The 25,077-nt window shown below is 72.2% G+C and carries 20 protein-coding genes; 16 read left to right on the top strand and 4 right to left on the bottom strand.

Translation table 11 applies throughout. The features are described 5' to 3' along the window. Positions 1–38: 38 nt before the first annotated feature. The 9 genes from gatC (at position 39) to AC067A_RS23565 (ending at position 10,895) form a co-directional block, all read left to right on the top strand. A complete protein-coding gene (gatC, locus tag AC067A_RS23605) occupies positions 39–335 on the top strand; it encodes an Asp-tRNA(Asn)/Glu-tRNA(Gln) amidotransferase subunit GatC (RefSeq protein ID WP_015036350.1) in 297 nt (98 codons plus the stop codon). Between the two features lie 6 nt (positions 336–341). Continuing rightward, positions 342–1,841 carry an Asp-tRNA(Asn)/Glu-tRNA(Gln) amidotransferase subunit GatA gene (gatA, locus tag AC067A_RS23600; protein WP_479244443.1) on the top strand — a complete coding sequence of 500 codons (1,500 nt, stop codon included), beginning with the start codon at positions 342–344 and terminating at the stop codon, positions 1,839–1,841. Between the two features lie 5 nt (positions 1,842–1,846). Next, positions 1,847–2,080, top strand: coding sequence for a hypothetical protein (locus tag AC067A_RS23595; protein WP_030693796.1), 234 nt, complete (start codon positions 1,847–1,849; stop codon positions 2,078–2,080). A gap of 16 nt (positions 2,081–2,096) precedes the next feature. Further along, positions 2,097–3,608 carry an Asp-tRNA(Asn)/Glu-tRNA(Gln) amidotransferase subunit GatB gene (gatB, locus tag AC067A_RS23590; RefSeq protein ID WP_479244442.1) on the top strand — a complete coding sequence of 504 codons (1,512 nt, stop codon included), beginning with the start codon at positions 2,097–2,099 and terminating at the stop codon, positions 3,606–3,608. A 400-nt stretch (positions 3,609–4,008) separates the two neighbouring features. Next, positions 4,009–6,249, top strand: a complete 2,241-nt coding sequence (locus AC067A_RS23585; RefSeq protein WP_479244441.1) for an MMPL family transporter — start codon at positions 4,009–4,011, stop codon at positions 6,247–6,249. After that, a complete protein-coding gene (locus AC067A_RS23580) occupies positions 6,227–6,793 on the top strand; it encodes a GNAT family N-acetyltransferase (RefSeq protein ID WP_479244440.1) in 567 nt (188 codons plus the stop codon). Before AC067A_RS23585 ends, AC067A_RS23580 begins: the two co-directional genes overlap by 23 nt. 35 nt (positions 6,794–6,828) lie before the next feature. Beyond that, a complete protein-coding gene (locus AC067A_RS23575) occupies positions 6,829–7,473 on the top strand; it encodes a hypothetical protein (RefSeq protein ID WP_479244439.1) in 645 nt (214 codons plus the stop codon). A 160-nt stretch (positions 7,474–7,633) separates the two neighbouring features. After that, the gene (locus tag AC067A_RS23570) at positions 7,634–7,831 is read left to right on the top strand and encodes a hypothetical protein (RefSeq protein WP_479244438.1); all 198 of its coding nucleotides are present in this window, start codon (positions 7,634–7,636) and stop codon (positions 7,829–7,831) included. A gap of 7 nt (positions 7,832–7,838) precedes the next feature. After that, positions 7,839–10,895 carry a helix-turn-helix transcriptional regulator gene (locus AC067A_RS23565; RefSeq protein WP_479244437.1) on the top strand — a complete coding sequence of 1,019 codons (3,057 nt, stop codon included), beginning with the start codon at positions 7,839–7,841 and terminating at the stop codon, positions 10,893–10,895. On the opposite strand, the gene AC067A_RS23560 is transcribed toward AC067A_RS23565, so the two are convergent. The 3 genes from AC067A_RS23560 to AC067A_RS23550 all read right to left on the bottom strand — a co-directional run bounded on the left by AC067A_RS23560 (position 10,779) and on the right by AC067A_RS23550 (position 13,341). Next, complete coding sequence (locus tag AC067A_RS23560; protein ID WP_479244466.1) at positions 10,779–11,084, bottom strand: DUF6191 domain-containing protein; 306 nt, start codon at positions 11,082–11,084, stop codon at positions 10,779–10,781. The genes AC067A_RS23565 and AC067A_RS23560 overlap by 117 nt on opposite strands. Positions 11,085–11,098: 14 nt before the next feature. Beyond that, on the bottom strand, positions 11,099–12,232 hold the full coding sequence (locus AC067A_RS23555; protein WP_479244436.1) for a PQQ-dependent sugar dehydrogenase: 1,134 nt from the start codon (positions 12,230–12,232) through the stop codon (positions 11,099–11,101). A 98-nt stretch (positions 12,233–12,330) separates the two neighbouring features. After that, the gene (locus AC067A_RS23550) at positions 12,331–13,341 is read right to left on the bottom strand and encodes an aldo/keto reductase (protein ID WP_479244435.1); all 1,011 of its coding nucleotides are present in this window, start codon (positions 13,339–13,341) and stop codon (positions 12,331–12,333) included. A gap of 75 nt (positions 13,342–13,416) precedes the next feature. Between AC067A_RS23550 and AC067A_RS23545 the strand changes: the two genes are divergently transcribed. From AC067A_RS23545 to AC067A_RS23515, 7 genes are all read left to right on the top strand, one after another. After that, positions 13,417–14,382, top strand: coding sequence for a 2-hydroxyacid dehydrogenase (locus AC067A_RS23545; RefSeq protein ID WP_479244434.1), 966 nt, complete (start codon positions 13,417–13,419; stop codon positions 14,380–14,382). Positions 14,383–14,906: 524 nt separating this feature from the next. Further along, entirely contained in the window at positions 14,907–17,744 is a 2,838-nt protein-coding gene (locus tag AC067A_RS23540) for a putative bifunctional diguanylate cyclase/phosphodiesterase (protein ID WP_479244433.1), read from the top strand. 230 nt (positions 17,745–17,974) lie between these two features. Then, on the top strand, positions 17,975–19,825 hold the full coding sequence (locus tag AC067A_RS23535) for an acetolactate synthase large subunit (RefSeq protein ID WP_479244432.1): 1,851 nt from the start codon (positions 17,975–17,977) through the stop codon (positions 19,823–19,825). Positions 19,826–19,856: 31 nt separating this feature from the next. Further along, positions 19,857–20,384: an acetolactate synthase small subunit gene (gene ilvN, locus AC067A_RS23530; protein WP_030216183.1), complete on the top strand. Its 528-nt coding sequence runs from the start codon at positions 19,857–19,859 to the stop codon at positions 20,382–20,384. 120 nt (positions 20,385–20,504) lie between these two features. Then, entirely contained in the window at positions 20,505–21,506 is a 1,002-nt protein-coding gene (ilvC, locus tag AC067A_RS23525) for a ketol-acid reductoisomerase (protein WP_017236010.1), read from the top strand. A 269-nt stretch (positions 21,507–21,775) separates the two neighbouring features. Next, positions 21,776–23,365, top strand: a complete 1,590-nt coding sequence (gene serA / locus AC067A_RS23520; RefSeq protein ID WP_479244431.1) for a phosphoglycerate dehydrogenase — start codon at positions 21,776–21,778, stop codon at positions 23,363–23,365. A 76-nt stretch (positions 23,366–23,441) separates the two neighbouring features. Beyond that, positions 23,442–24,032, top strand: a complete 591-nt coding sequence (locus AC067A_RS23515) for a TetR/AcrR family transcriptional regulator (protein ID WP_479244430.1) — start codon at positions 23,442–23,444, stop codon at positions 24,030–24,032. Here AC067A_RS23515 and AC067A_RS23510 read toward each other — a convergent pair. Then, entirely contained in the window at positions 24,004–24,996 is a 993-nt protein-coding gene (locus tag AC067A_RS23510) for an NAD(P)-dependent alcohol dehydrogenase (protein WP_479244429.1), read from the bottom strand. The two genes, AC067A_RS23515 and AC067A_RS23510, sit on opposite strands and share 29 nt — an antisense overlap. Positions 24,997–25,077 lie beyond the last annotated feature (81 nt).

Below are 25,077 nucleotides of genomic sequence, written 5' to 3'. Positions count from 1 at the left end.
TGGGCCAACACCATCTAACTCACCCCGTGAGGATCCGCATGCCTGGCATCACGCGCGAGGAGGTCGCCCACCTCGCACGGCTGGCGCGTCTGGAGCTGAAGGGCGAAGAACTCGATCACTTCGCCGGCCAGCTCGACGACATCATCGGCGCGGTCGCCCGCGTCTCCGAGGTCGCCGACCAAGACGTACCGCCGACCTCCCACCCGCTGCCGCTGACCAATGTCATGCGCGCGGACGAGGTCCGTCCGTCGCTCACCCCCGAGCAGGCGCTCTCCGGCGCCCCGGCCCAGGAGCAGCAGCGTTTCAAGGTGCCGCAGATCCTGGGGGAGGACTAAGAAGTCATGACGGACAACATCATCATCAAGCTCACGGCCGCCGAGATCGCCGGGAAGATCGCCGCCGGCGAGCTCACCGCCGTCGAGGTCACCGAGGCCCACCTCGCCCGCATCGAGGCCGTCGACGAGAAGGTCCACGCCTTCCTGCACGTCGACCGCGAGGGCGCCCTCGCACAGGCGCGCGCCGTCGACGAGAAGCGTGCCCGGGGCGAGAAGCTCGGCCCGCTGGCCGGTGTGCCGCTCGCGCTCAAGGACATCTTCACGACCGTCGGCATGCCGACGACCGTCGGTTCGAAGATCCTCGAGGGCTGGATCCCGCCGTACGACGCGACCCTGGTCAAGAACCTCAAGGCCGCCGACGTCGTCATCCTCGGCAAGACCAACATGGACGAGTTCGCCATGGGCTCCTCGACGGAGAACAGCGCGTACGGTCCGACGGGCAACCCCTGGGACCTGACCCGGATCCCCGGCGGCTCCGGCGGCGGCTCCTCGGCGGCCCTCGCCGCCTACGAGGCCCCGCTCGCCATCGGCACGGACACCGGCGGCTCGATCCGCCAGCCCGCGGCCGTCACCGGCACCGTCGGCGTCAAGCCGACCTACGGCGGCGTGTCCCGCTACGGCATGGTGGCCTTCTCGTCCTCCCTCGACCAGGGCGGCCCCTGCGCCCGTACGGTCCTGGACGCGGCCCTCCTGCACGAGGCGATCGCCGGGCACGACCCGCTCGACTCGACCTCCATCGACGCGCCGGTGCCGCAGGTCGTCGAGGCCGCGCGGAACGGCTCGGTCGCCGGCATGCGCGTCGGCGTCGTCAAGCAGTTCCGCGGCGAGGGCTACCAGGCCGGCGTCGTGCAGCGCTTCGACGAGTCCGTCGAGCTGCTCAAGGAGCTGGGCGCCGAGATCGTCGAGCTGGACTGCCCGACCTTCGACCTCGCCCTCTCGGCGTACTACCTGATCGCGCCGTCCGAGTGCTCCTCGAACCTGGCCCGCTTCGACGCCATGCGCTACGGCCTGCGGGTGGGCGACGACGGCACGCGGTCCGCCGAGGACGTCACCGCCCTCACCCGTGAGGCCGGCTTCGGCGACGAGGTCAAGCGCCGCGTCATCCTCGGTACGTACGCGCTGAGCTCCGGCTACTACGACGCGTACTACGGCTCGGCCCAGAAGGTCCGCACCCTCATCACCCGCGAGTTCGAGAAGGCCTTCGAGGAGGTGGACGTGATCGTCTCCCCGACGACCCCCACCACCGCCTTCCCGATCGGCGAGCGCGCCGACGACCCGATGGCGATGTACCTCGCGGACCTGTGCACCATCCCGACCAACCTGGCCGGCAACGCCGCCATGTCGCTGCCCTGTGGCCTGGCGCCCGAGGACGGTCTGCCGGTCGGCCTGCAGATCATCGCTCCCGCCATGAAGGACGACCGGCTGTACAAGGTCGGCGCCGCCGTCGAGGCCGCCTTCGTGGAAAAGTGGGGGCACCCGCTGCTCGAGGAGGCTCCGTCGCTGTGAGTGCCATGGCAAAGAAGGCCAAGAACTTCAAGAAGTCGAAGACCGGCGTCTACGTCTCACTGGCGACCACCGCCTTCGGTGCCGTCAGCGTCGCGAAGCAGGCCAAGCTTGCCCGCAACGACAACGACACCCTGCGGCTGATCGACGCCGCGGTGTCCGCCGCCGCCATCGTTACCGGCCTGGCGATCCTCTACCGGGAGCTCAAGCGCCTGGGCGACGACGACGTCCTGCTGGGCTGAGAGGGAAAGTCTCACCGTGACTGTCACTGAACTGCTGTCGTACGACGCGGCCCTCGCGGCGTTCGACCCCGTCATGGGCCTCGAGGTCCATGTCGAGCTCGGCACCAAGACGAAGATGTTCTGCGGCTGCTCGACCGAGCTGGGCGCGGACGCGAACTCGCAGACCTGCCCGACCTGCCTCGGCCTGCCCGGCTCGCTGCCGGTCGTCAACGCCATCGGCGTCGAGTCCGCGATCAAGATCGGCCTCGCGCTGAACTGCGAGATCGCCGAGTGGTGCCGCTTCGCCCGGAAGAACTACTTCTATCCGGACATGCCGAAGAACTTCCAGACCTCCCAGTACGACGAGCCGATCGCCTTCAACGGCTACCTGGACGTCCAGCTGGAGGACGGCGAGATCTTCCGCGTGGAGATCGAGCGCGCCCACATGGAGGAGGACACCGGCAAGTCCACCCACATCGGTGGCGCGACCGGCCGCATCCACGGCGCCTCGCACTCGCTGCTCGATTACAACCGCGCCGGCATCCCGCTCATCGAGATCGTCACCAAGCCGATCGAGGGCGCGGGCGAGCGGGCCCCCGAGGTCGCCAAGGCGTACGTCGCCGAGCTGCGCGAGCTGATCCGTGCCCTGGGCGTCTCCGAGGCGCGCATGGACAAGGGCCAGATGCGCTGCGACGTGAACCTGTCGCTGCGTCCGAACGGCACCAAGACGTTCGGCACCCGCTCGGAGACGAAGAACGTCAACTCGCTCCGTTCGGTCGAGCGCGCGGCGCGCTTCGAGATCCAGCGCCACGCGGCCGTGCTCACCGCCGGTGGCACGATCGTGCAGGAGACCCGTCACTTCCACGAGGACGACGGCTCCACCACCTCCGGCCGCATCAAGGACAACGCCGAGGACTACCGGTACTTCCCGGAGCCCGACCTCGTCCCCGTCGCCCCGGCCCGCGCATGGGTCGAGGAGCTGCGTGCCGGGCTGCCCGAGCTGCCGCGCGTGCGCCGCAACCGGCTCCGCGAGGAGTGGGGCGCGTCCGAGCTGGAGATGCAGTCCATCCTCAACGCGGGCGCGGTCGACCCGATCGTCGCCACGATCGAGGCGGGTGCCGACGCGGCCTCGGCCCGCAAGTGGTGGATGGGCGAGCTCGCCCGCAACGCCAACGAGCAGGGCGTCTCGCTGGAGGAGCTGGCGATCACCCCGGCCGACGTGGCCCGGGTCTCGGCCCTGGTCGCCTCGGGTGACCTCAACGACAAGCTGGCCCGTCAGGTCATCGAGGGCGTCCTCGGCGGCGAGGGCACCCCGGACGAGGTCGTCGAGAAGCGCGGTCTGAAGGTCGTCTCCGACGACGGCGCGCTGGGCGCGGCCGTCGACGAGGCCATCGCGGGCAACGCGGCGATCGCCGACAAGATCCGCGGCGGCAAGGTCGCCGCGGTCGGCGCCCTGGTCGGCGCGGTCATGAAGGCCACCCGGGGCCAGGCGGACGCGGCGAAGGTCAAGGACCTGATCCTGGAGAAGCTGGGCGTCACCGAGGGCTGATCCCCTTCCCGTGCGCGTATGACGGCGGCCCCGTACCGGAACTCCGGTACGGGGCCGCCGTCATACGCGGCAGAGGGCCGCGCCGCCGGCGCCGACGGGACCAACGCCGACGGGGGCCCGCGTGCCGATGGCCGACCTGTACGACGAGGAGCGCGTCCTCGCGGCCGGCTTCGGCCATTGCGTCACCCCGACCGGGACCTGACGCCTCACGGGGGTGCCGTTCTTCGTCCGGACGCGAACGGCCCGGGGCCGAAGTCCCGGATACCGGACCACCTTGTGACCATCGACACGAAACGGGCAAACGATCACGTTTGCCTGTAAGAGTGGGTGCATATCGGTCACGCGTTCTTCTCGGGCTGCTCCCGTGCAAGATCCATGAACCACCCAGGGAGCACGTCCTTTGGCAGCCATCGCCCGATGGTGCGTCCGGCACCGTCTCGTCGTCGTTCTCCTCTGGCTCCTCGCCCTCGGCGGGGTCGGCACAGGGGCGGTCGTCGCCGGCAGCGCGTACTCGAACGACTACGAGGTCCCGGGGACCGAGTCCGGCCGGGCCACCGCGCTCCTCGACCGGGGCTTCCAGGGCCTCGGCGGCGACAGCGACACCATCGTCTGGCACACCGACGACGGCAGCGTCCGCGCCGACGCCGTCGAGCGGCGCATGACGGCGATGCTCGACGAGGCCGCCGACCTGCCCGGCATCGCGGCCGTCACCTCGCCGTACGGGGACGCCCCGGGGCAGATCAGCGAGGACGGGCGCACCGCCTACGCGACGGTCACCTTCGACGAGCAGGCCGACGACATCCCCGAGGCCCAGGCCCGCGCGCTCGTCGACACCGCGAAGGCGGCGGCGGACGAGGGACTCCAGGTCGAGCTCGGCGGCAGCGCCGTCGCGCTCACCGAGGCGCCCGGCGGGCACGTGGCCGAGGTCGTCGGCGTCGCGGTCGCGGCCGTCGTCCTCTTCCTGGCCTTCGGCTCGCTCGCCGCCTCCGCGCTCCCCATAGCGACCGCGCTCGTCAGCGTCGGCATCGCGTACTCCGGGATCGTGCTCCTCGGCCATCTGATGACCGTCGCCGACTTCGCCCCGATGCTCGGCATGCTCGTCGGCCTCGGCGTGGGCATCGACTACGCGCTGTTCATCGTGACCCGGCACCGCAGGGGCCTCAAACGGGGGCTCTCCGTCGCGGAGGCCGCCGAGAACGCCGTCGCCACCACGGGCCGCGCCGTCGTCTTCGCCGGGGCGACCGTCTGCATCGCGCTGCTCGGCATGCTGATCCTGCGGCTCAGCTTCCTCAACGGCGTCGCCATCGCCGCCTCCCTCACCGTGGTCCTCACCGTCGCGGCCTCGGTGACGCTGCTGCCCGCGCTGCTCTCGTTCATCGGCGCGCGGGCGCTGTCCCGGCGCGAGCGGCGGACGCTCGCCGAGCGCGGCCCGCAGCCCGAGCTCCCCACCGGCTTCGCGGCCCGCTGGTCCGCCTTCGTCGAGCGTCACCCCAAGCTCCTGGGGGCCGTCGCCGTCGTCGTCATGGGCGTCCTCGCGCTGCCCACCCTCTCGCTCCACCTGGGCACCTCCGACCAGGGCAACAACCCGGCCACGGCGACCACGCGGCAGGCGTACGACCTGATCGCCGAGGGCTTCGGGCCGGGCGTCAACGGGCCCCTCACGCTCGTCGCCGGTCTCGACGGCGCCGACGACCGGGTCGCCCTCGACCGGCTGCCGGCCGCGCTCTCCGCGACCCGCGGGGTCGCCTCCGTCTCCCCGGTCACCTACAACGGCTCCGGCGACACCGCCGTCCTGACCGTGGTCCCCGACTCCTCGCCCCAGTCCAAGGACACCAGCGAGCTCGTCGACCGGCTCCGCCAGGACGTCCTCCCGGAGGCCGAGGCCGGCACCTCGCTCCAGGTGCACGTCGGCGGCGTCACCGCCTCCTACGACGACTTCGCCGAGATCATCGTCGGCAAGCTGCCGCTCTTCGTCGGCGTCGTCATCGCCCTGGGCTGTCTGCTGCTCCTGCTGGCCTTCCGCTCGATCGGCATCCCGCTCAAGGCCGCCGCCATGAACGTCGCCGCCGTCGCCGCCGCCTTCGGCATCGTCGTGGCGATCTTCCAGTGGGGCTGGGGGAGCGAGCTCCTCGGCCTCGGCAGCGCCGGGCCGATCGAACCGTTCCTTCCCGTGATCATGGTCTCGGTGCTCTTCGGCCTGTCCATGGACTACCAGGTCTTCCTGGTCAGCCGGATGTACGAGGAGTGGCTGGAGACCGGGGACAACCGGCGGGCGGTCCGGGTCGGACTCGCCGAGACCAGCCGGGTGATCAACTCCGCCGCCGTCATCATGATCTCGGTCTTCCTCGCCTTCGTGCTCTCCGGCGACCGGGTGATCGCGATGTTCGGGATCGCGCTCGCGGCGGCCGTCGCCCTCGACGCGTTCGTCCTGCGCACGCTCCTCGTCCCCGCCCTCATGCACCTGCTCGGCGGGGCGAACTGGTGGCTGCCGAGGCGACTCGACCGGATCCTGCCGAGGATCAGCATCGAGCCGCCCGAGTGCCGCGAGGCCGCCGACATGCGTGCGAAGATCCCCCTGCAGCGTGTGACGGCTCCGGCCGCCGAGGAGAGGAACGACGATGTTCGCGATACCGCTGGGTGACGACGGCGCCGAGCTGCGTCCTCTGGAGCCCTGGCAGGCCGAGGAGCTCCTCGCCCACATGAACCGGGGCCGGGACTTCGTCGGGCAGCACATCGCCCTCCCGGACTTCGTCGCGGACCTCGACTCCGCCCGCGCCTACCTCACCTCGTACGCCGAGAAGACCGCGAACGACACCGGCCGCCTCTACGGCGTCTGGACCGGTGGCACCCTCGTCGGCGGCGTGCTCTTCCGGACCTTCGACGCCGCGAACGGCACCGCAGAGGCGGGCTGCTGGCTGGAGCCCTCCGCCGCCGGCAAGGGCCTGATCACCCGGGCCTGCCGGGTCATCATCGACTGGGCGATCGAGGAGCGGGGGATCCACCGCGTCGAGTGGCTGGCCTCGTCGAGGAACGCGCCGAGCATCGCCGTGGCCCGCCGCCTGGGCATGACGAAGGAGGGCGTGCTGCGGGAGAACTACCTGTACCGCGGCACCCGCTCCGACACGGAGGTCTGGGCCGTCCTCGCCCCCGAGTGGCGCGCCGCGAAGGCGGCGTCCGCCTCTTAAGGCCGCTCTCATGTCGGCCCCCTAGCGTGCGCCGCATGGACATCAAGACGACCGAGAAGACCGAAGAGAACAACACGCCGCGGCCGGAGCCCGAAGCCGCGGAGGCCGCGGGGGGCGCCGTCACGGACCCGCTCGACCGGCCGGACGGCGCCCGGACCGGCGGGGCGAGCGGTGATGCCTCCGGCGACGTGAGCGGCGCTCACGGCGACGGGCCGGCCGACGAGCCCGACGACGACCGGCCCGACGACGACTTCGACGACGAGCTCGACGAGGCGGCGGCCGGGGCGGGGACGGCCGCCGAGGAGACGGGCATCGGAGCCGGCGCCGCCGCCGTGGTCTCCGCCGCCCTCGGCGCCGTCGCGCTCACCGGTACCTGGACCGGCAAGGTCGTCTCCGAGCGCGAGACGCTCGTCGGGCAGATCACCACCTCCCAGGGCGGCTCCACGGCCCAGCAGATCTCCGAGATCTACGGCGACGCCTGGCACAGCACCGCCCTGGTGAACGGCCTCTTCGCCCTGCTCGCCCTGATCGTCGCCCTCGTCGTGCTCGCCCTTCCCCGCCGCGCCGGCCGGGTGCGCGTGGTCGCCGTGGCCGGCGCCGTGCTGGGCGGCCTGGGGCTGCTCCTGTCGGTCGGTACCTACTTCGACCTGTTCCTGAGCCTCCCGACCGCCGGGTCCTGAGGCGGTCCCCGGCTCGCCTAAGGCCCCCCTGGGACCCGTCTAAGTACCTCCGTACCCCGAACATGCGGCACTCGCCCGATGTGGCCGCACCCCCTGGGAAACGAAAGTGGAGGCATCGCAAGAAGCGATACCGAAACCGAGAAGAACCGGGGAGCACACCATGTTCGAGTACGAACTCCAGCGCATGAACCACGCCGAGCTCGTCCGCGAGGCCGCCGCCCAGCGCCTCACGCACGAGGCCGCCGAGGCCGTCGGCGCGACCCTGGGCCTGCGCCTCTTCGGCCGCCGGCACGGGCACCACGGCACGGAGGGACAGGTGGACGGCGGCGACCGCGGCCGCTTCGCCCGGGCCGCGTGACCCCCTTATGAGCGACAACGCGGACGGTTGTGCGATGCTCGGCGCCGTGGAGACCAGGTCAGTCAGCCCCGTCTTCGTCGGCCGGGCCGGCGAACTCACCGCCCTCACCGAGGCGCTCTCCCGCGCGACCGCGGGAGAGCCCCAGGCCCTGCTCATAGGAGGGGAGGCGGGCGTCGGAAAGACCCGCCTCATCGAGGAGTTCCTCGACACGGCCTGCGACCGGGGCGCCGTCGCCGCCGTCGGCGGCTGCCTCGAACTCGGCGCCGACGGACTGCCCTTCGCGCCCTTCGCCACCGCCCTGCGCTCGCTCCACCGCAAGCTCCCCGGCGAACTGACCGCCGCCGCCGACGGCCACCAGGGCGAACTCGCGCGCCTGCTGCCCGAACTGGGCGACCCCGGCAGCCACGAGCCCGCCGACGAGGACTCCACCGCCCGCCTCTTCGAACTGACCGTACGGCTCCTGGAACGGCTCGCCGCCGACCGTACGATCGTGCTCGTCCTGGAGGACCTGCACTGGGCCGACACCTCCACCCGGCACCTGCTCACCTACCTCCTCCGCACCCTCCGCCGCGGCCGGATCGTGGTCGTCGCCAGCTACCGCGCCGACGACATCCACCGCCGCCACCCGCTGCGCCCCCTCCTCGCCGAACTCGACCGGCTCCGCACCATCCGCCGCATCGAGCTCGCCCGCTTCACCCGCACCGAGGTCCACCGCCAGCTCACCGGCATCCTCGCCGCCGAACCCGACCCCGGCCTCGTCGACGAGGTCTTCGAACGCTCCGACGGCAACGCCTTCTTCGTCGAGGAGCTCGTCGTCTCCCACGAGGCCGGCTGCGCCGTCGGCCAGCTCAGCGACTCCCTGCGCGACCTCCTGCTCGTCCGGGTCGAGACGCTCCCCGAGGACGCCCAGCGGGTCGCCAGGATCGTCGCCGAAGGCGGCTCCACCGTCGAGCACGGCCTGCTCGCCGCCGTCGCCCGGCTCGCCGAGGACGAACTCATCGAGGCGCTGCGGGCCTGCGTCGGCGCCAACATCCTGCTCGCCGTCCCCGACGGCGACGCCTACCGCTTCCGCCACTCCCTGGTCCGCGAGGCCGTCAGCGACGACCTGCTGCCCGGCGAACGCTCCCGCCTCAACCGGCGCTACGCCGAGGTCCTGGAGGCCGACCCCGCGCTCGTCCGCCCCCACGAGCGGACCACCAGGCTCGCCACGTACTGGTACCACGCCCACGCCCCGGAGAAGGCCCTCCCCGCCGTCCTCCAGGCCGCCGTCGAGACCCGCAAGCGCCACGCCTACGCCGAGCAGCTCAGCCTCCTCGAACGGGCCATGGAGCTGTGGGACAAGGTCCCGGGCGAGACGCGCGACTCGCTGCGCCCCATCGACTACGCCGACGCGTACCCCGCCTGCGGCTGCGACCCCGAGACCACCTCGCTGCGCTACCTCGACCTGCTCGCCGAGGCCGCCGTCGCCGCCCGGCTCAGCGGAGAGCGGGAGCGGGCCGCGAAGATCTGCCGGACGGCGCTGAGGATCCTCGACAGCGACGAGAACGACCCGCTGCGGGCCGCCTGGTTCTGGACGGAGATGGCCCGGCTCCAGTCCAACCTCGGCCGGGGCGACGGCTGGCCCGAGATCGCCCGCGCCCAGGAACTCGTCAAGGGCCTCCCGCCGTCCGCCGTGCACGCCACCGTCCTGGTCGGCGCGGCCGGCTGGGGCATGCTCCGCAATCCCGGCCCCGAGGCGCTCGCCGCCGCCGAACGCGCCGTCGAGTACGCGCGGTTCGTCAAGGCCGAGCCGATCGAACTGAACGCCCGCATCACCCTCGGCACCATCATGGTGTCGGCCGGCGACGTCGAGGGCGGACTCGCCGCCATGGCCGAGGCACTGGAACGGACCACCGCCCTCGGCCAGTTCCACGAGGCCGCCCGCGCCCATGTGAACCTCTCCTCCTCCATGGAGGCGCTCGGCCGCTCCCGGGAGGCCGTCGAGACGGCCACCACCGGCATCGAACTGGCCCGCTCCCGCGGCCTGCTCGACAGCGCGGGCTGGATCCGCGCCAACCTCGCCGAATCGCTCCTCTCGCTCGGCGCGTGGGACCGGAGCAAGGAGGAGGCCGAGCTGCTGCTCCGCTCCGGGGCGGGCAGCACCAAGCCGGGCGGCACGGCCCTGCTCCAGCTCGCCCACCTCGCCACCTTCCGCGGCGAACCGGCCAGGGCCGCCGAGCACCTCGCCGAGGCCCGCACGCGCTACGGCACCCGCGACCCGATCCCGCAGTACACCCTCCCCATGGCGCAGGCCGAGATCGCCGTCGCCGCCGCCGAAGGGCGCCTGGCGGACGTACGGGGCCACCTCGCCGCCACCGCCGAGACCGGCTTCCCGCCCGGCACCCACCGCTACGGCTGGCCGCTCGTCCTCACCGCCGTCACCGCCGAGGCCGACAGCCGGGGGCTGCCCGCCGCCGACGAGGGCCGCGACGAGGCGCTCGCCGTCGTCCGCCGCTGCGTCCGCGCCCTCGCCGTCCCGGCCCCGATCTGGGAGGCCTACTCCCGGCAGGTGTCGGAGGAGCTCGCCCGCGCCGAGGGCCGGGAGAGCGCCGCGCGCTGGGCCGAGATCGTCGCCGCCTACGAGTCGCTCGAACGGCCGTACGAGCTCGCCCGTGCCCGCCGGCGCCTCGCCGACGCGCTGCTCGTCGAGGGCGGCCACCGGGAGGAGGCCACGGCCCAGCTCCGCGAGGCCCACGCCATCGCCGTCCGCCTCGGCGCCCGCCCGCTGCGCGAGGACGTGGAACTCCTCGCCGCCCGCGCCCGCCTCTCCCTCGCCCCCGAGAAGCAGGCCCCGGCCCCGGCGGATCCCGGGGACGACACCTTCGGCCTCACCCCCCGTGAGCAGGACGTGCTGCGGCTGGTCGCGGCCGGCCGCACCAACCGTCAGATCGCCGAGGAGCTGTTCATCTCACCCAAGACGGCCAGCGTCCACGTCTCCAACATCCTCGCCAAGCTCGGCGTCGCCGGCCGCGGAGAGGCCGCCGCCCTGGCCCACCGCCTCCACCTCCTCGACCCGGTCCTCTGACCCCGGCCGGGGGACCGGCACCGCCCCGGCACCGGGAACCCGTATCGTCACGCGACCCGAGGACAGGTCTATCGGGCCGCGCGCCGGGTCCGCGTCCCCCGGGTCCTCCCGGGTGAGGGCCTGCCGCCGCAGCTCCTCCTCGGCGTGCCTGCGCCCGGGTGCGAAGATCTCCTCCAGTCCGCCGAACACGGTCACCGCCTCCCTCACCTCACCTCCAGCCGGAGGATCCGGTCGTCCCCCGCCCCGGGCGTCCCCCGGGTGTCGGTCTCGCTGGTCACCAGCCAGAGCCGGTCGCCGCCCGCCGGGACCACCGTGCGCAGACGTCCGTACTCACCCCTCAGGAACGCCTCGGGCTCCCCGGAACGTTCCGCTCCGGAAAGCGGCACGCGCCACAGCCGCTCGCCCCTCAGCCCGGCCATCCAGATCGCGCCCCGCGCGTAGGCGATCCCGCTCGGGGAGGCCTCCGAGGTCGGCCACTGGGCCACCGGGTCCACGAACCCGGACCGCCCCGTCCGTCCCTCGGCCTGCGGCCAGCCGTAGTTCCGGCCGGGCTCGATCAGGTTCAGCTCGTCCCAGGTGTTCTGCCCGAACTCGGCCGCCCACAGGCGTCCCTCCGCGTCCCAGGCGATCCCCTGCACATTGCGGTGGCCGTACGAGTAGACGACCGATCCGGGGAAGGGATTGCCCGGAGCCGGTCTGCCCTCCGGGGTCATGCGCAGGATCTTCCCACCCAGCGAGGACCGGTCCTGGGAGAGCCCGGTCCGGCCCGTCTCGCCCGTCCCCGCGTACAGCATGCCGTCCGGCCCGAACGCGATCCGCCCGCCGTCGTGCACGAAGCCCTTCGGGATGCCGGTCAGCACCGGCTGCGGCGCGCCCAGCCGGTCGCCGTCCCCGCCGTCGTACCGCATGCGCACGATCCGGTTGTCCGAGGCGGCCGTCAGATACGCGTACACCCAGCCGTCCCGGACCGCGAGGCCCAGGAGCCCGCCCTCTCCGCCCGGGACGACCCCCGGCACCTCGCCGAGCACGGTCTTCGCGCCGGTCCGCCCGTTCACCCGGGTGATCGTCCGCTCGTCCCGCGAGGACACCAGCAGGTCGCCGCCGGGCAGCTCGGCGACCCCCCACGGCGACTTCAGCCCCTCGGTCAGCGTGCCCGCCACCGTCACCCGCCCGCCGGAGGGCGCGGCCCCGGAACCGGCGGAGGCGGACGCGGAGGCCGACGCCGGGGCCGACGGGGCCGCGCCCGGCCGCTCCTCGGAGCCTCCCGAGGAGCAGCCGGCCACGAGGACCAGCACGGCGGCGCCCCACAGGGCCTTCACAACAGCAGGACGGCTCATGGTCCGGTCCCCTTCGACGAGTCGAGCGGCATCCCTTCACCCTTGATACACCGCTCGACCCGATCGGGTTCCCGACCGCCGCCGATCGCGCGCGGTCTTCAGTCCCAGGAGCCCCGCGGCGCCGGGAGCCCCGCGATCTCCGTCAGATCCTCCGCCGTCAGCCGCAGCCCCGCCGCCCCGGCGTTCTCCACCGCCCACCGCTCCCGCTTGGCCCCCGGCACCGGCACGACGTGCCGGCCGCGGCCCAGCACCCACGCCAGCGCCACCTGCGCCGGCGTGACGTCCGCCCCGTGCCGCGCGGCCACCCGCCGCAGCCCCGCCACGAGCGGCTGGTTCGCGGCCATCATCTCCGCGGTGAAACGGGGGTGGCGGGCGCGCGGATCGTCCGGCTCGAACCCGCCGCCGGGAGTCAGCGTCCCGGTCAGGAACCCGTTCCCCAGCGGCATCGCCGCCAGGAAGCCGACGCCGCGCGCCGCGCACCAGGGCAGCAGCCGCGCCAGCGCCTCCTGGGACCACACCGACAGCTCGGCCTCGACCGCCGCCACCGGGAAGACCTGCTGGATCCGCTCCAGTTGGCGGATCGTTCCGTCGTATCCGTCGCGGCCGGCGCCGGCCGCGCCCCGGCGGGCCGACCTGGCACCCACCGCGCACAGACCGAGCGCCCGCACCTTGCCCGCCGACACCAGTTCGGCCATGGCGCCCCAGGTCTCCTCGACGGGCACCTCGGGGTCGGCGCGGTGCAGCTGGTAGAGGTCGATCACATCGGTCTGGAGCCGCCGCAGCGACGCGTCGCAGGCCCGACGCACGTACCCCGGCCTGCCGTTGGCGACCACGTGCCCGTCGCCGACGAGCAGTCCGCACTTCGTCGACACGAAGGCGTCCGCCCGACGCTCCTTCAACACCCGCCCCAACATGAGCTCGTTGGTGAACGGTCCGTACATGTCGGCGGTGTCGAGCAGGCTCACCCCGGCGTCGAGCGCCGCGTGCACGGTCCGCAGCGAGCGGTCCCCCCGCTGCTGCGAACGGCTGTACGCCCAGCTCATCGGCATGCACCCCAGGCCGATCGCACCCACGTCGAGCGCCGTCGCCCCGATAGTCCTGCGCTCCACCTGCCGGTACCCCTCCCTGTGCCGTGTCCCAAAGTAACCAATGGCGCACGGGATTCTTCGCATAGCCTCCCGGTCATGAGATTCGAAGACACGGCCGCCGACGTGTGGCTTCCGGTTCCCGCGGACGAGGTCGAGGGGCTCCCCGCCCCGGACGCGTCGGGCCTGAACTACCGCTTCTGGGACGGCGGCCCGGAGTTCCCCGCCGACCCGGCGCGCTGCGCCTTCTACGTGGTGCCGTACATGAAGGGCCCGGAGATCGCCGTACGGCCGCTGGCCGCGATGACCTCGCTGCGGGCCGTGCAGACCCTGTCCGCGGGCATCGACCACGTCACGCCCGGCCTCGGCCTGCTGCGGCCCGGCGTCGCCCTGTGCAACGCGAAGGGCGTCCACGAGGCCAGCACGGCCGAGCTCACGCTCGCGCTGATCCTCGCCTCGCTGCGCGGCATCCCCGGATTCGTGCGAGGCCAGGACGCCGAGGAATGGCGGGCGGGCTTCTACCCGGCCCTCGCCGACAAGTCCGTCCTGATCGTGGGGTACGGGTCGATCGGCGCCGCCATCGAGGACCGGCTCGCGCCCTTCGAGTGCGCGCGGGTGTCGCGCGTCGCACGCTCCGCGCGCACCACAGAGCGCGGCCCGGTCCAGGCGCTCGCGGAGCTGCCCGCCCTGCTGCCGGAGGCCGACGTGGTCGTCCTCTCCACTCCGCTCACGCCCGACACCCGGCACCTGGCCGACGCGGGGTTCCTGGCGCGGATGAAGGACGGCGCGCTCCTGGTGAACGTCGCCCGGGGGCCGGTCGTCGACACGTCCGCGCTGCTCAAGGAGGTCGAGAGCGGCCGGATCACGGCGGCGCTGGACGTCACCGACCCGGAACCGCTGCCGGCCGGGCACCCGCTGTGGCACGCTCCCGGTGTCCTGATCAGTCCCCATGTGGGAGGTTCCACCTCGGCGTTCATGCCGCGGGCGAAGCGGCTGATCGCCGGACAGCTGCGGCGGTTCGCGGCCGGCGAGGAGCTGGCCAACGTCCTGCTCACCACCGGCTGAGCGCGGCCCCCTCCGGCATGCCGGAGGGGGCCGGACGGGTGAACCGCGCCCCCGACACGCGCCGCGCGCAAGCCCCCTGGTCGTCACTGAGAGTACTGCGACCCTGTCCCTGAGTGACGGTCCTGGTGTATTGTCCCGGATCGGGGGACTGCGTCGAGTACGGGCTGACGCTGGGGAGCGAAGTGACGGGACATCAGATTCCGAGGGGGGTGACGGGTGAGGCACGGCCGAAAGACCGGCGATCCGACGCGGCGACGCCGCCGGCAAGCCTTCCGCGCCTCGCCGCCGGCCTCACACGATCGGTACCGGACCAGGCCGCGCCCCACCGCGCGCCCCACGCCGCCGGACCGTCCGACACCGGGCCGCCACCGACGGCCGGGCGGAGCGGCGCCGAGAGCCACGGCGGCGCGCTCCCGGACGCGGCTCCCGGCGACTGCGACGGACACGCCCCGGGGACTCTCGACGAGCCCTCGGCGCGCCCGCACGAAGCGGCCGCCTGCGGTGGCGCGACGCCGGAGGATCCGGTGAGCGCGCCCGGGGCGGTCCTCACCCGCCGTCCCATCGGCGGTGGCGGCGGCCCCGGGCACCCGGACACCGAGCGCCCCGGCCCGGGCGCGGTCCTCGCCCAGATCGCCCTCGGCCTGATCTGCGCGGGCTACACAACCGGCGCCTCGCTCGGCTGGGGCTCCCCGAGGCTCGCGCTGTTCATGGGCGACTTCGGACTCAGCGCCGCAGCGCTCACCGCCGCGGTCTCCTGCTTCCTCTACGGCCGCGCCCACCGCGGCAGCGCCCGCCCGGCCTGGCTGCTCTTCGCCTTCTCCTCGTTCATGGCCGCCTCGGGCAACGCGGTCTGGGGCTGGTACGAGGTGGTGCTCCGCGCCGAGGTGCCGGACTCCTCCGTCGCCGACCTCTTCTTCCTGCTCTTCGCCCCGCCCGCCATCGTCGGCCTCCTCGTCCTCGCCAAGAAGCCCGTCACCCGGGCCGGCTGGGTCTGCCTGGGGCTCGACGCCTGGCTCATCGGGGGCTCGCTCCTCACGCTGTCCTGGAGCCTGGCCCTCGCCCGTACCGCCCACTTCGAGGGCGAGTCCGTCGCCCAGGCCGCGCTGTCGCTCGCGTACCCGCTGCTCGACATCGTGCTCGTCAGCATGGTCCTGGTCCTGCACTTCCGGCGCTCGCAGGCGAACCGCTCGGCGACCAACACCGCCATCGCCGCACTCGCCCTGACCGTGCTGTGCGACGCCCTGTTCACCTCGCCGCTGCTCCGCGAGAACTACGCCTCGGGCCAGCTGCTGGACGCCGGCTGGTTCGCCGGCTCGCTCCTCCTCGCCTACGCGCCCTGGGGGGTGCGCCGGCTGCCGGACGGCGCGGCGCCCGCCCACGGCCCCCTGCTGCACAGCCGGCCGGTCGCCGGGTCGCTCGCCGCCCTCACGCCGTACCTCGCCGCCGCGGTCTGCACCCTCGGCATCCTGTACAACGTGGTCGAGGGGCGCAGGGTCGACCGGGTGGTCGTCCTGACCGGCTGCACGGTGGTGCTCGCCCTCGTCGTCCGGCAGGGCATCATGCTCCTCGACAACATCGCCCTCACCCACGAACTGGCCCAGAAGGAGAACCACTTCAGGTCGCTCGTGCAGGGCTCCAGCGACGTGATCATGATCGCCGCGCCGACCGGGATGCTGCGCTACGTCAGCCCGGCCGCGACCGGGGTCTACGGGCGCGAGGCCGAGGAGCTCATCGGCTCCGAGCTGGCGTCCCTCATCCACCCCGAGGACCTCGGCGCCGTCGTCCACGAGGTGCGGCGCTTCCTGGCCGCCTCGCCCGCCGAGGAGCCCACCACCCGGATCGAGTGCCGCTTCCGCTCCGGCCGCGGCGACTGGCTCAACGTCGAGTCGACCGTCAACCGGCACCAGGGCGGCCTGATCTTCAACAGCCGGGACGTCACCGAACGCGTCCGCCTCCAGGCCCAGCTGCAGCACAACGCCGAACACGACCCGCTCACCGACCTGCCCAACCGGGCCCTCTTCACCCGGCGGGTCCGGCAGGCGCTGAGCGGCCGCCGTTCCTCCGACCCCGGCACCGCCGTGCTCTTCATCGACCTCGACGGGTTCAAGGCGGTCAACGACCGCCTCGGCCACCAGGCGGGCGACGACCTGCTCGTCCAGGCGGCCCGCCGCCTCCACGACTCCGTGCGGGCCGGGGACACCGCCGCCAGACTCGGCGGCGACGAGTTCGCCGCCCTGATCCTCGGTGACGGCGGACGCGAGAGGAAGGCCCGCGAGAGCCAGGTCCAGGAGATCGCCGACCGGCTCCGGCTCACGCTCTCCCAGCCGTACCACGTCGACGGCGGCAACGAGGTGCGGGTCGCCGCCTCCATCGGCGTCGCCTTCGCCGAGCCCGGCATGGAGGCCGGCGACCTCCTGCGCAACGCCGACCTCGCCATGTACCGAGCCAAGGCCGCCGGCAAGGACCGCGTCGAGCTCTACGCGCCGCAGATGCAGGCCGAGGTGGTACGGCGCACGGAGCTGGCCGCCCGGCTGCGCACGGCCCTCCACGACGGCGAGTTCGCCCTCCTCCACCAGCCGGTCGTCGACCTCGCCACCGGCCGGATCTCCGCCGTCAGCGCCCAGGCCCGCTGGCGGTCGGCCCAGGGCATCCTCTTCACCCCCGCGGAGTACCTCCGGGTCACCGACGACGGGGAGCGCACCGCGGAGCTCGGCCGCTGGCTCCTGGAGGAGGCGGTGGAGCAGGCCGCCGAGCGGGCCGGGATCGGCCACCGCACGCCGGTCTCCATCCGCCTCTCCGCCCACCGGCTCCTGGACCGCTCGCTGCCGCTCGGCTCGGTCGAGTCCCTGCTCACCCGGCACGGTCTGCCGTCCGGCTCGCTGATCATCGAGCTCGCCGACAGCGGCGCCAGGACCCCGCTCGACGAACTCGAGCAGCGGCTGGTGACCCTGCGCCGCCTCGGCGTGCGGATCGCGCTCGACGGATTCGGCAGCGGACACGTGGCGATCAACGCCCTGCGCAGGCTTCCGGCCGACATACTGAAGCTGGACCGGGGCCTCGTGGAGGGCGTGGTCGAGTCGGCACGGCTCCGCAAGATCACGCGCGGCGTGCTGCGCATCGCCGGTGAGCTCGGCATGCAGACCGTCGCCGACGGTGTCGACGTGCCGGAGCAGGTGATCGCGCTGCGTGCGATGGGATGCGGCCACGCCCAGGGCATGGCCTTCTCGGGCCCGCTGGACGAGTACCGGCTGCGCAGGGCGCTGGTGCGGGACGACTATCCGCTGCCCGGCGGGGTCCCCGTACCGGCCGGAAACCGTCCCCCGATCCGCTCAAATGCTGAGACGCCCGTCCCACCCACTTGACAGTGATGAGGGCCGAGAGGGAGGGTCAGTGCCATGCGCACCCGAATTCTCGTACTTGGAAAGCGCGTCGGCTGAAGCAGGGCCATCGATCAGGCCCCGCTGAGAACGCACCCGACGCGCTCCCCTCGCTTGCCTCACGGCACGAGGGGTTTTTTGTTGCACCGGCTCACTCCAAAGTCGATGCAAACCCCCGCAAAACACCTCGCAAAAACCCTCTGCTTCGAGAAGAGATGCTGATGACCGACCAGGCCACCGGGCACCATCCGCAGCCGCGACCCCGCAACGGCGCGCAGCCCGCCATCGCCGTCGAGCACGTCACGGGCGCGCAGTCCCTCATCCGCTCTCTCGAGGAAGTGGGCGCCGACACCGTCTTCGGCATCCCGGGCGGCGCGATCCTCCCCGCCTACGACCCGATGATGGACTCGCAGCGGGTCCGCCACATCCTGGTCCGGCACGAGCAGGGCGCCGGCCACGCCGCCACCGGGTACGCCCAGGCGACCGGCAAGGTCGGCGTCTGCATGGCGACCTCGGGCCCGGGTGCGACCAACCTGGTCACCCCGATCGCCGACGCGCACATGGACTCGGTCCCGCTCGTCGCGATCACCGGCCAGGTCGCGTCCAAGGCGATCGGCACGGACGCCTTCCAGGAGGCGGACATCTGCGGCATCACGATGCCGATCACCAAGCACAACTTCCTCGTCACCAAGGCCGAGGACATCCCGCGGACGATCGCCGAGGCCTTCCACATCGCCGCCACCGGCCGTCCGGGCCCGGTCCTGGTCGACATCGCCAAGGACGCGCTCCAGGCGAAGACCACCTTCAGCTGGCCGCCGCAGACCGACCTGCCCGGCTACCGCCCGGTGACCAAGCCGCACGCCAAGCAGATCCGCGAGGCCGCCAAGCTGATCTCCGCCGCCAAGCGGCCCGTCCTGTACGTGGGCGGCGGCGTCATCAAGGCCGGCGCCACCGCCGAGCTGAAGATCCTCGCCGAGCTCACCGGCGCCCCGGTCACCACCACCCTGATGGCCCTCGGCGCCTTCCCCGACAGCCACCCGCTGCACGTGGGCATGCCGGGCATGCACGGTGCCGTCACCGCCGTCACCGCGCTGCAGAAGGCCGACCTGATCGTCGCCCTGGGTGCCCGCTTCGACGACCGCGTCACCGGCAAGCTCGACAGCTTCGCCCCGTACGCCAAGATCGTCCACGCGGACATCGACCCGGCCGAGATCGGCAAGAACCGCGCCGCCGACGTCCCGATCGTCGGTGACGCCCGCGAGGTCATCGCCGACCTGATCCAGGCCGTCCAGGTCGAGCACGGCGAGGGCAACAAGGGCGACTACGCCGCCTGGTGGAGCGACCTGAACCGCTGGCGCGAGACCTACCCGCTCGGCTACGACCTGCCGGAGGACGGCAGCCTCTCGCCGCAGCAGGTCATCCAGCGCATCGGCCGGCTCGCCCCCGAGGGCACGATCTTCGCCGCGGGCGTCGGCCAGCACCAGATGTGGGCCGCCCACTTCATCGACTACGAGAAGCCGGCCACCTGGCTGAACTCCGGCGGTGCCGGGACGATGGGCTACGCGGTCCCCGCCGCGATGGGCGCCAAGGCAGGCATGCCGGACCGCACGGTCTGGGCGGTCGACGGCGACGGCTGCTTCCAGATGACCAACCAGGAGCTCACCACCTGCGCCCTGAACAACATCCCGATCAAGGTCGCCATCATCAACAACGGCGCCCTGGGAATGGTCCGCCAGTGGCAGACCCTCTTCTACAACCAGCGCTACTCCAACACCGTCCTGCACTCCGGCCCGGACGACGTCCAGGCGAACAAGGGCACCCGCGTCCCCGACTTCGTCAAGCTCTCCGAGGCCATGGGCTGTGTCGCCCTGCGCTGTGAGGACCCGGCCGACCTGGACAAGGTCATCGCCGAGGCCAACGCCATCAACGACCGCCCGGTCGTGATCGACTTCATCGTCCACGAGGACGCCCAGGTCTGGCCGATGGTCGCCGCCGGCACCTCGAACGACGAGGTCATGGCCGCGCGGGGCGTCCGCCCCGACTTCGGCGACGGCGAAGACGACTGAGCGAGCAGAGCGAAAAGGAAGAGACCCAGACATGTCCACCAAGCACACGCTCTCCGTTCTCGTGGAGAACACGCCCGGCATCCTCGCCCGGATCGCCGCCCTGTTCTCGCGCCGCGGCTTCAACATCGACTCCCTCGCCGTCGGCATCACCGAGCACCCCGACATCTCCCGCATCACCATCGTGGTCAATGTCGAGGACCTGCCCCTGGAGCAGGTGACCAAGCAGCTCAACAAGCTGGTCAACGTCCTGAAGATCGTCGAACTCGAGCCCAGCGCTGCGATCCAGCGCGAGCTCGTCCTGGTGAAGGTCCGCGCCGACAACGAGACCCGCTCCCAGATCGTCGAGATCGTGCAGCTGTTCCGCGCCAAGACCGTGGACGTCTCGCCCGAGGCGGTCACCATCGAGGCCACCGGTTCGAGTGACAAGCTCGACGCCATGCTCAAGATGCTGGAGCAGTTCGGCGTCAAGGAGCTCGTGCAGTCCGGCACGATCGCCATAGGGCGTGGTTCCCGGTCCATCACGGACCGGTCCCTGCGGGCCCTCGACCGCAGCGCCTGAGAGTCATCGGAGGTGGACCGCCGGGCCCCACCGGCGGTCCGACTGACGAGACCCGAAAACCTTCCTCCCGCTCCCCGCCGTACGGTGGGACGCAACACCAGCACCTCAAGGAGATTTCCAGTGGCCGAGCTGTTCTACGACGCCGATGCCGACCTGTCCATCATCCAGGGCCGCAAGGTCGCGGTGATCGGCTACGGCAGCCAGGGACACGCCCACGCGCTGTCGCTCCGTGACTCCGGTGTCGACGTCCGCGTCGGCCTCCAGGAGGGCTCGAAGTCGAAGGCCAAGGCCGAGGAGCAGGGCCTGCGCGTCGTGTCCGTCGCCGAGGCCGCGGCCGAGGCCGACCTCATCATGATCCTGACCCCGGACCCGATCCAGGCCAAGGTCTACGAGGAGTCCATCAAGGACAACCTGAAGGCGGGCGACGCGCTCTTCTTCGGTCACGGCCTCAACGTCCGCTACGGGTTCATCGAGGTCCCCGAGGGCGTCGACGTCGCCCTGGTCGCCCCCAAGGGCCCGGGCCACCTGGTCCGTCGTCAGTACGAGGAGGGCCGCGGCGTCCCGTGCATCGCCGCCGTCGAGCAGGACGCGACCGGCAACGCCTTCGCGCTGGCGCTCTCGTACGCCAAGGGCATCGGCGGCACCCGTGCGGGCGTCATCAAGACGACCTTCAAGGAGGAGACCGAGACCGACCTGTTCGGTGAGCAGGCCGTCCTCTGCGGTGGTACCGCGGCGCTGGTCAAGGCGGGCTTCGAGACCCTGACCGAGGCCGGTTACCAGCCGGAGATCGCGTACTTCGAGTGCCTCCACGAGCTGAAGCTCATCGTCGACCTCATGTACGAGGGCGGCCTGGAGAAGATGCGCTGGTCGGTCTCCGAGACCGCCGAGTGGGGCGACTACGTCACCGGCCCGCGGATCATCACCGACGCCACCAAGGCCGAGATGAAGAAGGTCCTCGCGGAGATCCAGGACGGCACCTTCGCCAAGGAGTGGATGGCCGAGTACCACGGCGGTCTGAAGAAGTACAACGAGTACAAGACCCAGGACGAGAACCACCTCCTGGAGACCACCGGCAAGGAGCTGCGGAAGCTCATGAGCTGGGTGAACGACGAGGAGGCGTAAGCCTTCGCGGCGGTCCTCCCCGTGCCCCGGGGCGCAGGGGGGAGGGGGCCGGACACTGTGTCCGGCCCCTCGCCGCATCGTTGGACACCCCGTCCAACCACGGACGGGTGATCCTTCCAACGAGGCGCATGAAGTGCGCCGACTCAGCACTACACTGCTCAACAACATACGCGTCAGGCCCACAGCGTCGTGCGCTTTCACGCGGCAAGCCCCCTCCACCGCCTGCGGCCGTCGGGACGGCCGTCCGCACTGGACCTGTGAGGACTCACGTGAGCTCGAAACCTGTCGTACTCATCGCTGAAGAGCTGTCGCCCGCCACCGTCGACGCGCTGGGCCCGGACTTCGAGATCCGGCACTGCAACGGCGCCGACCGCGCCGAGCTGATCCCCGCCATCGCCGATGTGGACGCGATCCTGGTCCGTTCCGCGACCAAGGTCGACGCGGAGGCCCTCGCCGCCGCGAACAAGCTCCGGGTCGTCGCCCGTGCCGGTGTCGGTCTGGACAACGTCGACGTCTCCGCCGCCACCAAGGCCGGCGTCATGGTCGTGAACGCCCCGACCTCGAACATCGTCACCGCCGCCGAGCTCGCGTGCGGTCTGCTCGTCGCCACCGCGCGCAACATCCCGCAGGCCAACACCGCGCTGAAGAACGGCGAGTGGAAGCGCAACAAGTACACCGGCGTCGAGCTGAGCGAGAAGACCCTCGGCGTCGTCGGTCTCGGCCGCATCGGCGTCCTGGTCGCCCAGCGCATGTCGGCCTTCGGCATGAAGATCGTCGCGTACGACCCCTACGTGCAGCCGGCCCGCGCCGCCCAGATGGGGGTGAAGCTGCTGGCCCTGGACGAGCTCCTGGAGGTCGCCGACTTCATCACCGTCCACCTCCCGAAGACCCCGGAGACCATCGGTCTCATCGGTGACGAGGCGCTGCACAAGGTCAAGCCCTCCGTCCGGATCGTCAACGCCGCGCGCGGCGGGATCGTGGACGAGGCGGCGCTCTACACCGCCCTCAAGGAGGGCCGGGTCGCCGGCGCGGGCCTCGACGTGTACGCGAAGGAGCCCTGCACGGACTCCCCGCTCTTCGAGCTCGACCAGGTCGTCTGCACCCCGCACCTCGGCGCGTCCACGGACGAGGCCCAGGAGAAGGCCGGCATCGCGGTCGCCCGCTCGGTGCGCCTGGCGCTCGCCGGCGAGCTCGTGCCGGACGCGGTCAACGTCCAGGGCGGCGTCATCGCCGAGGACGTGAAGCCGGGTCTGCCGCTCGCCGAGAAGCTCGGCCGGATCTTCACCGCGCTCGCGGGCGAGGTCGCCGCGCGTCTCGACGTCGAGGTGTACGGCGAGATCACCCAGCACGACGTGAAGGTGCTCGAACTCTCCGCGCTCAAGGGCGTGTTCGAGGACGTGGTCGACGAGACCGTGTCGTACGTCAACGCCCCGCTGTTCGCGCAGGAGCGCGGTGTCGAGGTGCGGCTGACGACGAGCTCCGAGTCGCCCGACCACCGCAACGTGGTCACCGTCCGCGGCACGCTGTCGAGCGGCGAGGAGGTGTCGGTCTCCGGCACCCTGGCCGGCCCCAAGCACCTCCAGAAGATCGTCGCGGTCGGCGACTACGACGTGGACCTGGCGCTCGCCGACCACATGGTCGTGCTGCGCTACGAGGACCGTCCGGGCGTCGTCGGCACGGTCGGCCGGATCCTCGGCGAGGCCGGTCTGAACATCGCGGGCATGCAGGTCTCCCGCGCGGAGGAGGGCGGCGAGGCGCTCGTCGTGCTCACCGTGGACGACACGCTGCCGGCCCCGGTGCTCGCGGAGATCGCGCAGGAGATCGGCGCCACCTCGGCCCGTTCCGTCAACCTGATCTGACGCACGGCTCGTTCCCGTACCCGGCCGATAGACGATCGTCTTACACGATTGTCTAGTGGCCGGGTACAGTGCTGTCATGGGACACAAGGAAGACCTGCTCGAAGGCGCCAAGCGCTGCCTCCTGGAGAAGGGGTACGGGAGGACCACGGCGCGCGACATCGTCGCCGCGTCCGGCACCAACCTCGCCTCCATCGGCTACCACTACGGCTCCAAGGACGCCCTGCTCCAGCAGGCCTTCCTCGCCCTCACCGAGGAGTGGGGGGAGCAGGTCACCGTCCCCGGCGGACCCGGGGGACCCGAGGGCGCCGCACCCCCGCCGGCCGAACCGTACGAGCGCTTCCGCGCGATGTGGGCGCAGCTCATCGGCGCGGCCGAGGCCAGCCGCCCCGTCTGGAAGCTCCAGACCGAGGTCGTCACCCGGCTCGACGACGACGAGAGGCTGCGCCAGGCGATCAAGGAGCCGCAGCGGGAGGGCCGCCTCGGCATCGCCGAGGGCATGCTCGGCATCGACCCGACGGCGGACCCCGAGAAGGCCCGGGTGGCCGGACTGCTGCTCCAGGCCATGGCCACCGGCGTGATGATCCAGTGGATGGTGGACCCGGACACCGCGCCGAGCGCGGACGACCTCACCGCAGGTCTCAGGGTCCTGATGGGGGAGGACAGCTGAGGACCACCTTCGCGCGGGCGTGCTCCTCCTCGACGTACCGCAGGGCCCGCGGCGCCTCGTCCAGCGGATAGGTCCGCTCGACGACCGGGGTGATGCCGCCGTTCTCGGCGAGCTCCCGCAGCGCCGCCAGGTTCTCCCGGCGCGGCTCCGCCGTGAGGACGCGGATCCGGCCGCCGGAGAACCGGGAGAACAGCCGCCCCTTGACGATCAGCCCCATCGGCCCGAAGGCGCTGCCCCCCTCGAAGACGCCCCCGCCGGACAGGACGAGCACGCCGGTGGGGGAGAGGACCCGCCGGAGCTCCGCCAGCGACCGGTTGCCCACCAGGTCGAACACCAGGTCGTAGCGGTCCTGGCCGGCGGTGAAGTCCTGCCGGGTGTAGTCGACGACCCGGTCCGCGCCGAGTCCGAGGACCAGCGTCGCGTTCCGGGCGCTGCACACCCCCGTGACCTCGGCGCCGAACGCCTTCGCGAGCTGCACGGCGAAGGTTCCGACGCCTCCCGATGCCCCGTTGACCAGGACCTTCCCGCCCGGTCGCACGTCGCCGAGGTCCCGCAGTCCCATCAGGGCGGTGTTGCCGGCCAGCGGTATCGCGGCCGCCTGCTCGAAGGTCAGGCCGGCGGGCTTGTGCTCCGTCGCCGTCTCGGGGGCGCACACGTACTCGGCGAAGGCCCCGGGGGCCTCTCCGAAGACCTCGTCCCCTGGGCGGAGCCCGGTCACCCCGGCGCCCACCGCCTCGACCGTGCCCGCGAAGTCGCGGCCCCGGATCCGCTCCTTCGGTCTTCGCGGACCGAGGACCAGCCTGGCCACGTAGGGGTCGCCGCGCATCAGGTGCCAGTCCGCCGCGTTGACGGCGGCGGCGCGGACGCGGACGAGCACCTCCCGCTCGCCCGGCACCGGCCTCTCCACCTCCGCGAACTCCAGCACGTCCGCCGATCCGTACCGGTCCTGCATCCAGGCCTTCATGACGCCCCCTCGGTCGAAACCCCTCGCTCCTACGACGGTAGGACGCCCGGCGGCGCGACGGTATCGGGGACGACCCCGACC

The organism is Streptomyces sp. NPDC043176 (genome assembly GCF_056436715.1).
This window is presented reverse-complemented; position numbering and strand designations above follow the sequence as displayed.